This is a genomic window from Marinigracilibium pacificum, assembly GCF_012926615.1.
Classification (GTDB): domain Bacteria; phylum Bacteroidota; class Bacteroidia; order Cytophagales; family Cyclobacteriaceae; genus Mangrovivirga; species Mangrovivirga pacifica.
This window is the reverse complement of record NZ_JABBNU010000009.1, coordinates 78791-89919: the sequence shown is the minus strand read 5'-3', so window position 1 is coordinate 89919 and position 11129 is coordinate 78791. Positions and strand designations below refer to the sequence as shown.

At 37.3% G+C, this 11129-nt stretch carries 8 protein-coding genes; 6 read left to right on the top strand and 2 right to left on the bottom strand.

Annotation, left to right across the window (positions count from 1 at the left end; genetic code table 11):
* The first annotated feature begins 26 nt into the window (after positions 1–26).
* The 3 genes from odhB (at position 27) to HH304_RS14670 (ending at position 5429) form a co-directional block, all read left to right on the top strand.
* Positions 27–1556, top strand: coding sequence for a 2-oxoglutarate dehydrogenase complex dihydrolipoyllysine-residue succinyltransferase (gene odhB, locus HH304_RS14680; RefSeq protein ID WP_169682970.1), 1530 nt, complete (start codon positions 27–29; stop codon positions 1554–1556).
* Positions 1557–1582: 26 nt separating this feature from the next.
* Complete coding sequence (gene lpdA / locus HH304_RS14675; RefSeq protein WP_169682968.1) at positions 1583–2983, top strand: dihydrolipoyl dehydrogenase; 1401 nt, start codon at positions 1583–1585, stop codon at positions 2981–2983.
* Between the two features lie 205 nt (positions 2984–3188).
* Positions 3189–5429: a Tex family protein gene (locus HH304_RS14670; protein WP_169682965.1), complete on the top strand. Its 2241-nt coding sequence runs from the start codon at positions 3189–3191 to the stop codon at positions 5427–5429.
* 38 nt (positions 5430–5467) lie between these two features.
* Here HH304_RS14670 and HH304_RS14665 read toward each other — a convergent pair whose 3' ends face one another.
* Positions 5468–5881, bottom strand: a complete 414-nt coding sequence (locus tag HH304_RS14665; RefSeq protein ID WP_169682963.1) for a TerB family tellurite resistance protein — start codon at positions 5879–5881, stop codon at positions 5468–5470.
* Positions 5882–6058: 177 nt separating this feature from the next.
* Positions 6059–6526 carry a hypothetical protein gene (locus HH304_RS14660; protein WP_169682961.1) on the bottom strand — a complete coding sequence of 156 codons (468 nt, stop codon included), beginning with the start codon at positions 6524–6526 and terminating at the stop codon, positions 6059–6061.
* A 193-nt stretch (positions 6527–6719) separates the two neighbouring features.
* Between HH304_RS14660 and carB the strand changes: the two genes are divergently transcribed.
* The 3 genes from carB to HH304_RS14645 all read left to right on the top strand — a co-directional run bounded on the left by carB (position 6720) and on the right by HH304_RS14645 (position 11026).
* Positions 6720–9536 carry a carbamoyl-phosphate synthase large subunit gene (gene carB, locus HH304_RS14655; protein ID WP_169682959.1) on the top strand — a complete coding sequence of 939 codons (2817 nt, stop codon included), beginning with the start codon at positions 6720–6722 and terminating at the stop codon, positions 9534–9536.
* A gap of 11 nt (positions 9537–9547) precedes the next feature.
* A complete protein-coding gene (locus tag HH304_RS14650; protein WP_169682957.1) occupies positions 9548–9808 on the top strand; it encodes a DUF4834 family protein in 261 nt (86 codons plus the stop codon).
* A 159-nt stretch (positions 9809–9967) separates the two neighbouring features.
* Entirely contained in the window at positions 9968–11026 is a 1059-nt protein-coding gene (locus HH304_RS14645; protein WP_169682955.1) for a class I fructose-bisphosphate aldolase, read from the top strand.
* Positions 11027–11129: the final 103 nt, after the last annotated feature.

Below are 11129 nucleotides of genomic sequence, written 5' to 3'. Positions count from 1 at the left end.
GAAAAAAGAAATAAAATAATATATCTATGAGTCTGGAAATGAAAATCCCTGCTGTTGGAGAATCAATCACTGAAGTGACCATCGGCAATTGGTTAAAACAGGATGGCGACCATGTAGAAATGGATGAGCCTATCTGTGAAATTGAATCAGACAAAGCTACTTTCGAAGTAACTGCTGAATCTGCAGGAACTTTGAAGATCAAAGCTGAAGAAGGAGATACTTTAAATATAGGTGATGTTTTGTGTGTGATCGAAGAAGGTCAAGGAGGTGGAACGGCTGATAGTGGTTCTGATTCATCTAAGAGTTCTTCTTCTGAATCATCTGCAACATCAAAATCTACCGGTGAAGTACTGGAGATGAAAGTTCCTACTGTTGGAGAATCAATCACCGAGGTTACTCTTGGATCATGGTTGAAGTCTGATGGTGACTTTGTTGGAATGGATGAAGAGATCGCAGAGATCGAATCTGATAAAGCAACTTTTGAATTAACTGCTGAAGCTCAGGGTATCTTGAGGATTGTAGCGCAGGAAGGAGATACTTTATCAATCGGTGATCTTATTTGCAAAATTGAAGTTACAGAAGGTGGAGCACCTGCTTCGTCAACTGCAAGTAGTTCTTCATCTGATTCATCAGCTGCTGCTCCTTCATCAGAAGGAGGTTATGCTGAAGGTCATCCTTCGCCAGCTGCAGCAAAAATTCTTGCTGAAAAAGGTATCAAACCGGAAGAAGTTCAAGGAACTGGTCCTGGTGGAAGAATAACAAAAGAAGATGCTGAGAAAGCACAGAAATCTACAGCTCCAAAAGCAGCTTCTGCACCTGAATCTTCTCAACCTGCTGCACCAGCACAAAAAGGTGAGCGTCATGCTGAGCGCAAGCGTATGAGCAGCATGCGTAAAACTATTGCTAAGAGACTGGTTTCTGTGAAAAATGAAACTGCAATGTTGACAACATTTAATGAAGTTAACATGCAGCCTATCATGGATATCAGAAAGAAATATAAAGATGGTTTTAAAGATAAGAATGGTGTAGGCTTAGGCTTTATGTCTTTCTTTACTAAAGCTGTTTGTCAGGCATTATTAGAATGGCCGGCTGTTAATTCACAAATCGATGGTGATGAAATGGTTTATCATAATTATTGTGATATTTCAATAGCTGTGTCTACTCCAAAAGGATTGGTTGTTCCGGTAATCAGAAATGCTGAGCAAATGAATTTTGCTGAAATTGAGTCTGAAATCGTAAGACTAGCGCTTCGTGCAAGAGATGGTAAGCTTTCAATGGATGAAATGCAGGGTGGAACATTTACCATCACTAATGGAGGTATCTTCGGATCAATGATGAGTACACCAATTATCAATGCTCCACAGTCAGCTATCCTTGGTATGCACAATATTGTTGAGCGTGCTGTAGTTGAAAACGGACAAGTTGTGGTTCGTCCGATGATGTATTTAGCATTGTCTTACGATCACAGGGTAATCGATGGAAGAGAGTCAGTGAGTTTCCTTGTAAGAGTGAAAGAACTACTTGAGGATCCGACTAGATTAATGCTTGGTGTTTAATTATTAATGAAAAAATTTAGATAAACATGGAATATGATGTTATCGTAGTTGGTTCAGGACCTGGTGGATATGTTGCAGCAATTCGTTGCGCTCAGCTAGGTATGAAAACAGCTATAGTAGAAAAGTATAATAGTCTTGGAGGAACATGTCTAAATGTAGGATGTATTCCATCAAAGGCACTACTTGATTCGTCAGAACATTACCACAATGCTGAGCATACTTTTGCTGAGCATGGCATCAAACTTTCAAACCTGAAGCCTGATTTGAAGCAAATGATCAAACGTAAGGATGATGTTGTTTCTCAAACTGTCGGAGGTATTGATTATCTGATGAAGAAAAACAAAATCGATGTTCATACCGGTTTAGGATCTTTTGTTGATCAGAATACTATTAAGGTAACTACTGAAAAAGGTGATGCTAAAAATATCAAAGGTAAGAATATAATCATTGCAACTGGTTCAAAACCAAGCTCTCTTCCATTTATCAATATTGATAAAGAAAGAGTGATTACAAGTACTGAAGCTCTTAAAATGAAAGAGATTCCTAAAAATCTTGTAATCATAGGTGGTGGAGTTATTGGTCTTGAGTTAGGGTCTGTTTATGCAAGACTTGGCTCAAAAGTATCCGTAGTTGAATATATGGATAGCATTATCCCGACTATGGATAGCACAATGGGTAAAGAATTGCAAAAGTCTTTGAAGAAAATCGGTTTTGAATTCTACCTTAAACATAAAGTAACTCAGGTTGAAAATACTGGCAAGGAAGTTAAAATCGTTGCGGAATCTCCAAAGGGTGAAAATGTTGAATTGAAAGGGGATTATTGCCTTGTGTCAATTGGTCGACATGCATATACTAAAGGTCTAGGACTTGAAAATGTAGGCATTAAAACTGATAAAGCAGGTAGAATAGAAGTTGATGCTCATCTGAAAACTGGCGTTGGTAATATCTATGCTATTGGAGATGTTATCAAAGGTGCCATGCTTGCTCACAAAGCTGAGGAAGAAGGAACTTTTGTAGCTGAAGTAATCGCTGGTCAGAAGCCACATATTAATTACAATCTTATTCCTGGGGTTGTTTATACCTGGCCTGAAGTAGCAGCTGTAGGTAAAACCGAGCAGCAATTAAAAGAAGAAAAAGTTCCATACAAAACAGGAGCATTCCCTTTTAAAGCTTTAGGTAGAGCCAGAGCAAGTATGGATATTGACGGAACTGTCAAAGTCCTTGCTCATAAGGAAACTGATGAGATTCTAGGTGTACATATTATCGGAGCAAGAGCAGCTGATATGATTGCATCTGCGGTTACAGCGATGGAATACAGAGCTTCAGCCGAAGATGTGTCTAGAATGTCACACGCTCACCCGACTTATATGGAGGCTGTTAAAGAAGCTTGCCTTGCTGCAACTGATAACAGACCAATTCATATTTAATAAAAATACAATTTAAATATTTTAAAGCCGACGCAATTTGTGTCGGCTTTTTTGGTTTTCTAAAGTGAAACCATCAAATCAAAGGGTGGATTTTACTTGCAAATTTTTAGGCGAATTTTTGTTGAAATTTTCATTGATTCATTCGAGTTGCTTTTGATGAAAAACGATACTTTTGGAGTCCTGAATTAATGTTAAAATAAAAATTATGAGTGTTGAAAGGCATGTTCTGAAGATTGCTTCAGAATTGAATTTACCAATAAAAGGAGTTACAGCGACAGTTGAGCTTTTAGAGGAAGGAGCAACAATCCCTTTTATATCGAGATATAGAAAGGAAAGAACCGGTAGTCTTGATGAAGTGGCAATATCTTCTATAAGTGATAGACTAACTCAATTAAAAGAGTTAGATAAAAGAAGAGAAACTGTATTAAAATCGATAGATGACCAGGGTAAACTGACGCCTGAGCTTAAAAAGGCAATTGAAGAAGCCGAAACTATGGCTAAGCTGGAAGACTTATATCTTCCGTATAAGCCAAAGAGGAGAACTAAAGGTACAATTGCTAAAGAAAAAGGACTAGAGCCACTGGCAACAAAAATATTTGAACAAGACTCTTTTGATGTGATTGAAGAAGCTGAAAAATTCCTGTCCGATGAAAAAGATAAGGAGGTTAAATCTGCGGAAGAAGCACTACAAGGAGCCAGAGATATTATTGCTGAATGGGTTAATGAGGATGCTGAAGTGAGGGAAGCAATGAGAAACCTTTTCAGAAATAAAGCAATAATCAAATCAAAAGTAATAACAGGAAAAGAAGAGGAAGCTGCAAAGTATCGAGATTACTTTGAGTGGGAAGAACCTCTAGCAAAAGCACCTTCACACCGTATTTTGGCAATGAGAAGAGGTGAAAAAGAGCTTTTCTTAATGCTAGATATATCTGTTGACAAGGATGAGGCAATTAATCTTGTTAACAAAAAAATACTAAAAGGAAATACTGAGGCATCAAAAGAGGTTGAAAAAGCAATTGAAGATTCATATAAGAGGCTTCTAAAACCTGCCATTGAGACTGAAATGAGAATGGAGTCTAAAAAAGGTAGTGATGAGGAGGCTATTAAAGTTTTTGCTGAAAACCTTAGAGAGCTTCTGCTAGCCTCGCCTTTAGGTGAAAAAGCTGTGCTGGCAATCGACCCTGGATTTAGAACAGGTTGTAAAGTAGTTGCTTTGGATAAACAAGGTAAGCTTCTTGAGAACACAACCATTTTCCCTAATGAACCACAAAAAAGAGTAGCAGAATCTGAAGCTGTGGTGATGGCACTGGTTCAAAAATATGAACTTGAAGCGATTGCAATTGGTAATGGTACTGCCGGACGTGAGACTGAGGCTTTCTGTAAGAACATCAAATTTCCGTTTGAAATGCCTGTTATTTCGGTTAACGAAAGTGGTGCTTCAATCTATTCTGCCAGCGATGTGGCAAGAGAAGAGTTTCCAGATCAGGATTTGACAGTAAGAGGAGCAGTTTCTATTGGTAGAAGGCTGAAAGATCCATTAGCAGAATTAGTGAAGATAGATCCGAAGTCTATTGGTGTTGGACAGTATCAGCATGATGTTGACCAGACTTCATTAAGAAAAGGTCTGGATAGTGTAGTTGAAAGCTGTGTAAACGCTGTAGGTGTTGAAGTTAACCTGGCCTCAAAGCAGTTATTAACCTATGTTTCTGGTTTGGGACCTACATTAGCCAAAAATATCATTGAATTCAGAGATGAAAACGGTGCTTTCACGAGTAGAGAAGACCTTAAAAAGGTTAAACTAATGGGCGACAAAGCCTATGAACAAGCTGCAGGATTCTTAAGAATTCGAAATGCAAGTAATCCATTAGACTCAAGTGCAGTTCACCCTGAAAGTTATGCTATTGTTGAAAAAATGGCTGCTGATCTTGGAGCTTCTGTGGAAGACTTGATTAAGAATAGTGAATTAAGATCCAAAATAGATCTTAAAAAATATGTTACTGAAGAAGTAGGGTTGCCTACTTTAACTGATATAATGAAAGAATTAGACAAGCCTGGACGAGATCCAAGGGCCGGGTTTGAAATTTTTAGCTTTGCTGAGGGAGTTGAGAAAGTTGAAGATCTTAAGCCTGGTATGGTACTTCCTGGGATTGTTACCAATGTAACTAAATTTGGTGCATTTGTTGATATTGGAGTACATCAAGATGGTTTAGTTCATATCTCCGAGTTAAGTAATGAGTTTGTAAGTGATCCGGCAGAGGTGGTTAAGGTTTCTCAGAAAGTTGAAGTTAGAGTTGTTGAGCTAGATCATAGCCGAAACAGAATTTCACTTTCTATGAAAGATGAGGCTGCTAAACCGGCAAGAAAGAAGAACGCCAAGAAAAACGATGATTCGGAAGGGGATATGGCGGAGAAGCTGAAGAAGTTGAAAGGACTTTGGAAAAACTAATAAAAAAGCCGGTGAAATATTCACCGGCTTTTTTTGTTTTAAGCTGCGTGTACAGCTTTATATTTTAAGCAATATTTCATGTGTTGTTTTTGAATCAGTAGTAACTCACTTAAATCAAGGCTAAACTCCTTATTATATAACCTGTAGATAAGCTGCCATTCCTCTTGTGCCATAAACCCATCACTATTGGCAATTGTTGCCATCCATGCCACTGCCTGAATTTGGAAATCTTTAGACTTTGTTTTCAGGTTTTTGATACACTCATCAAGTACTTCTGTCTCATTTCTAGCCATAAGAAATGGTAAAATTGATTCGACTTCTTCATCTGTGATTTCCTGATATTCACACATAGCTTTGAAGAATACTTTCTCATTCTCGCTGATTCTTCCATCAGCAGAGGCAGTCAGGTAGTAAAGTTTAATCAGTAGTGAGTTATCGCTCTTGGTGTTCATAGTGGTATCGCTTATTAAAAATATTCTTATTACTCTTAAAAAAATTATATCGTTGCAATCAAAAATGTATACCGATATTATTAAGTAGGTAACCGAATAATTCAATTTATTATAGGAATACAAAAAATCAGAGGATTAACCCTCTGATTTCATCGATAAATATTTAGAGTGATTTTCTTAAAAAGCACTGGCAATACCAGTAAACATCGCACCAATAAATAATAATATATAACCAGCGATTATTACAATTGTTAATATGCCATAGAACTTAAAGAACCTCTTAAGGTTTTTAATTCCAGCTTCTAATTCAGAAATGATATTTGATTGAATGCCATCTTTAGTTTTAGTTCCAAACGAATACATAAATAAAGATGGAAAGAAAGTCATAGCTGCAGAAAAAATATAAATACCTACAAAAAAGCCTGCTCCCATAAACTCAGGTAAAGAACCACTATTTTGTGATAATGCTGCCATTGACCCAAATGCTCCACCCATTACAATACCGGTTAAAAGAAAAAGCCCACTGAAAATAAATCCTAAAATACCTAGAAAACGAGCCCACTTAGATGCTTCTTTTAAATTAGAAAGAATAAATGAAGTTAAAGATATGCCTTGTCCGGAGTTTTGATCGAGAATACTATTCATATTAATAAAGATTTAAAAATGGTTTGATTCATTGATTATGAGTCTGCAAGTATAATGACGTAAATCGATTAGTGTCAATTAATGCTGGATAATTATTAATTATATTGTGAATATTTATCCATGTGGTTTTTAATTCAGGATTGGTTGTTCTAATTTTGTGCAATTTATGTTTTCCATCTAACAAAATATAAAAATGCCAAAAGACCCCGGTATAAAATCCGTTCTGATTATTGGAAGTGGTCCGATTGTAATCGGCCAGGCTTGTGAATTCGATTATTCAGGCTCTCAAGCTTCCCGTTCATTGAGAGAAGAAGGTATCGAAGTAACCTTAATCAATTCCAACCCTGCGACGATCATGACCGATCCTGTAACAGCGGACAATATTTATCTTCGTCCATTGGAGAAAAAATCAATCATTGAAATTCTCGAAAACCACAAGATCGATGCAGTTCTTCCGACTATGGGAGGACAAACAGCTCTAAACCTTGCTGAAGATTGCCAAAAGGCAGGAATCTGGGAGAAGTATGGAGTAAAAGTGATCGGTGTAGACTTCAAAGCAATTGAAACTACTGAAGACAGAGAGGCGTTTCGTCTGAAAATGACTGAAATGGGTATCCATGTTTGTCAGGGTGAAACAGCAACAAGTTTCCTTGAAGGTAAAGAGATCGCTCAGGAAATTGGTTTTCCACTAGTAATTCGTCCTTCCTATACATTAGGAGGATCAGGAGGTGGATTTGTTAATTCTGCTGATGAATTTGATAAAGCACTAACGCACGGTCTTCACTCTTCACCTATTCACGAAGTACTAATTGAAAAAAGTATTCTTGGATGGAAAGAGTTTGAGCTTGAGTTATTAAGAGACAGGTTAGGTAATGTGATTATCATCTGTTCTATTGAGAACTTCGACCCAATGGGTGTTCACACCGGAGACTCAATTACTGTTGCTCCAGCACAAACTTTGCCAGACACTGTTTATCAGAGGATGCGTGATATGGCAATCAGAATGATGAATGGTATCGGTGATTTTGCCGGTGGATGTAATGTTCAGTTTGCTGTAAACCCGGATGATGATGACATCGTTGCTATTGAGATTAACCCAAGGGTATCAAGATCATCAGCACTTGCGTCAAAAGCAACTGGTTATCCAATCGCAAAGATTGCTGCTAAGCTGGCAATTGGTTATTCACTAGATGAATTAGAAAACCAAATTACAAAAACAACAAGTGCTTTCTTTGAACCAGCACTTGATTATGTGATCGTAAAGATCCCTAGATGGAATTTTGATAAGTTTGAAGGTTCTGACCGCCGATTAGGTCTGCAGATGAAGTCTGTAGGTGAGGTAATGGGTATAGGTCGAAACTTTCAGGAGGCATTACAAAAAGCATGTCAGTCTCTTGAGATCAGAAGAAATGGTCTTGGAGCAGATGGAAAAGAACTAAAAAAGAGAGAGCCAATTCTTGAAAGCTTGAAAACTCCAAGCTGGAACAGGCTTTTTCATATTTATGATGCATTTAAATTAGGAGTATCTTTTGATTCTATTCAAAAGCTAACCAAAATAGATCCTTGGTTCTTACAGCAAATTGAAGAACTGATCGTCCTTGAAAGAGAGGTTGAGCAGTTTGAACTTGATTCTATGCCGAAGTCACTGATGATGGAAGTTAAGAAAAAAGGATATGCTGATAGACAAATAGCTCATCTTTTAGGTTGTCTGGAAAGTGAAGTGGCAGCGAAAAGAAAAGAAATGGGTGTTAACAGAATCTACAAAATGGTAGATACCTGTGCGGCAGAATTTGAAGCGCAGACACCATATTATTACTCAACATTTGGTGATGAAAATGAGGTTGACCCTAAATCTGATAAGAAAAAAGTAATTGTTCTTGGATCAGGTCCTAACCGAATTGGTCAGGGTATTGAGTTTGATTATTCATGTGTACATGGGGTTTTAGCAGCTAAAGAATTAGGCTACGAAACAATTATGATCAACTGTAACCCGGAAACAGTATCTACAGATTTTGATACTGCAGACAGACTATATTTCGAGCCGGTTTTCTGGGAGCATATCTACGAAATCATCCAGCTTGAGCAGCCTTATGGTGTGATTGTTCAGCTTGGTGGCCAGACAGCACTTAAGCTGGCTGAAAAGCTTAACAGATATGGTATCAGGATTCTTGGGACAAGCTATGAAGCGCTTGATCTTGCTGAAGATAGAGGTCACTTCTCAGAGTTATTGAAAGAAAATGGAATTCCATATCCTCAATTCGGTGTGGCTGAAGATGCTCAGGAAGGAATCGAGCTTTCAAGAAAACTTGGTTTCCCTCTATTGGTAAGACCATCGTATGTTCTTGGAGGTCAAAGTATGAAGATTGTAATCAATGAGGAAGAACTTGAAGAGCATATCATTGATATCCACAACAAAATTCCAGATAACAGAGTTTTGCTTGATCATTTCCTTGATGGAGCAATTGAAGCAGAGGCTGATGCAATCTGTGATGGCGAAAATGTTTATATCATAGGAATTATGCAGCATATCGAGCCTGCAGGTATCCACTCAGGTGACTCATATGCCGTTTTACCTCCTTATAATCTTGGAGATTTAATCATAGAGCAGATCGAACAGCATACTCGTACAATTGCTAAAGCACTCAGAACAGTTGGTTTGATCAATATCCAGTATGCAATTAAAGATGATACAGTATATGTGATTGAAGCAAATCCACGTGCTTCAAGAACTGTACCTTTCATCTGTAAAGCTTATAACGAACCTTATGTAAATTATGCAACTAAGGTGATGCTGGGAGAAAAGAAAGTAACTGATTTTGATTTCAATCCAACTAAAAAGGGATATGCAATTAAGGTTCCTGTATTCTCTTTCGAGAAATTCCCTAATGTAAACAAAGAATTAGGGCCTGAAATGAAGTCTACAGGTGAAGCGATATACTTCATAGAGAACTTACAAGACGATTATTTCTTAAAAATCTACAGAGAACGAAACTTATATCTAAGTAAGTAGTTAATGTAATTATGGGAATAGTATTAAAATTTTTAATAATAGCATTTGTAATCTTTTACATCTTTTCAAAGCTATTTGGATTTTTATTCAGAGTATTGATTGGCAGAGCAGCCACGCAATATAAAGAACAGCAACAGACGTATCAACGAGCTGCTAACCCAAGAAAAGAAGGGGAACTTAATGTTGATTTCGTTCCGGTTGAAAATAAAACTAATAGAGCAAAGAATAGACCTTCCTCTGATGAATATATAGATTTTGAAGAAGTGAAATAAATGCTATCTAAATGATATAATAAAGCCAGTAGCTTATGCTATTGGCTTTTTTTTGTGTCTTAAATTAATTTTAACAAAAATTCAAACGTTTGAAATGGCTTCAATAACCTTTTTTTATATATTTGCGTCATCAAACAACACTAATAACCCAAACACCCGATGTCTCTAAAGAAAATTGAAGACCTTTTAGGAGCAGACGCAGAAAATCTGTTGTCTCATAAGTGTCAAACAATTGATAAATCTGCGCTACATATTCCTGGGCCGGATTTTATAGAAAGAATTTTTGTTCAGTCAGACAGATCGACTCAAGTTTTAAATAGCTTGTCGTCTTTATATAATTCAGGTAGATTGGCAGGAACAGGATATGTGTCTATTTTGCCTGTAGACCAGGGTATAGAACATACTGCTGGAGCATCATTTGCACCAAACCCAATTTATTTTGATCCTGAAAATATCGTAAAGCTTGCTATTGAAGGTGGATGTAATGCTGTGGCAACTACATTTGGTGGTCTTGCATTAATGAGTAGAAAATACGCTCATAAGATTCCATTTGTAGTTAAGATTAATCACAATGAATTGTTAACATATCCGAATACATTCGATCAGGTAATGTATGGATCAGTTGAAGAAGCGTGGAATCTGGGAGCAAAAGCTGTTGGAGCAACAATTTATTTTGGTAGTGAAGAATCAAACAGACAGATTCAGGAAGTTGCAGCTGCATTTGAAAGAGCACATGAATTAGGTATGGCTACAATACTTTGGTGCTATGCTCGAAACAGCGATTTTAAAAAGGATGGAACCGATTACCATATCGCAGCTGATTTAACAGGGCAGGCAAACCACCTGGGAGTAACTATCAAAGCAGATATAATTAAACAAAAGCTACCTGAAAACAATGGAGCTTTTAAAGCAATTAATTTTGCGAAGACACACGATAAAGTGTATTCAGAGCTTTCTTCCGAGCACCCAATAGACTTGACAAGGTATCAAGTTGCTAATTGTTATATGGGAAGAATTGGTCTGATTAATAGTGGTGGAGCTTCATCTGGAGCTTCAGATTTAGCCGAAGCGGTTAAGACTGCTGTTATAAATAAAAGAGCCGGAGGAATGGGGCTTATTTCCGGTCGTAAAGCCTTCCAACGTCCAATGAAGGAAGGTGTTGAGTTATTGCACCACATTCAAGATGTTTATCTGACTCAAGATATTGAGTTGGCATAATCATGTCTATTTAGGTTATACAGAGGCTGTGCTGTGGTGGCACAGCCTTTTTTTATGTCCAAACAAATAAGTCCATGCTTTTATATTCTACAGAAATTTAGAA

Coding starts and splice junctions, on each gene's coding strand:
- HH304_RS14670 (WP_169682965.1), top strand. CDS start 3,189: ATGAGTGTTGAAAGGCATGTTCTGAAGATTGCTTCAGAATTGAATTTA.
- HH304_RS14645 (WP_169682955.1), top strand. CDS start 9,968: ATGTCTCTAAAGAAAATTGAAGACCTTTTAGGAGCAGACGCAGAAAAT.
- odhB (WP_169682970.1), top strand. CDS start 27: ATGAGTCTGGAAATGAAAATCCCTGCTGTTGGAGAATCAATCACTGAA.
- HH304_RS14660 (WP_169682961.1), bottom strand. CDS start 6,526: ATGAATAGTATTCTCGATCAAAACTCCGGACAAGGCATATCTTTAACT.
- lpdA (WP_169682968.1), top strand. CDS start 1,583: ATGGAATATGATGTTATCGTAGTTGGTTCAGGACCTGGTGGATATGTT.
- HH304_RS14650 (WP_169682957.1), top strand. CDS start 9,548: ATGGGAATAGTATTAAAATTTTTAATAATAGCATTTGTAATCTTTTAC.
- HH304_RS14665 (WP_169682963.1), bottom strand. CDS start 5,881: ATGAACACCAAGAGCGATAACTCACTACTGATTAAACTTTACTACCTG.
- carB (WP_169682959.1), top strand. CDS start 6,720: ATGCCAAAAGACCCCGGTATAAAATCCGTTCTGATTATTGGAAGTGGT.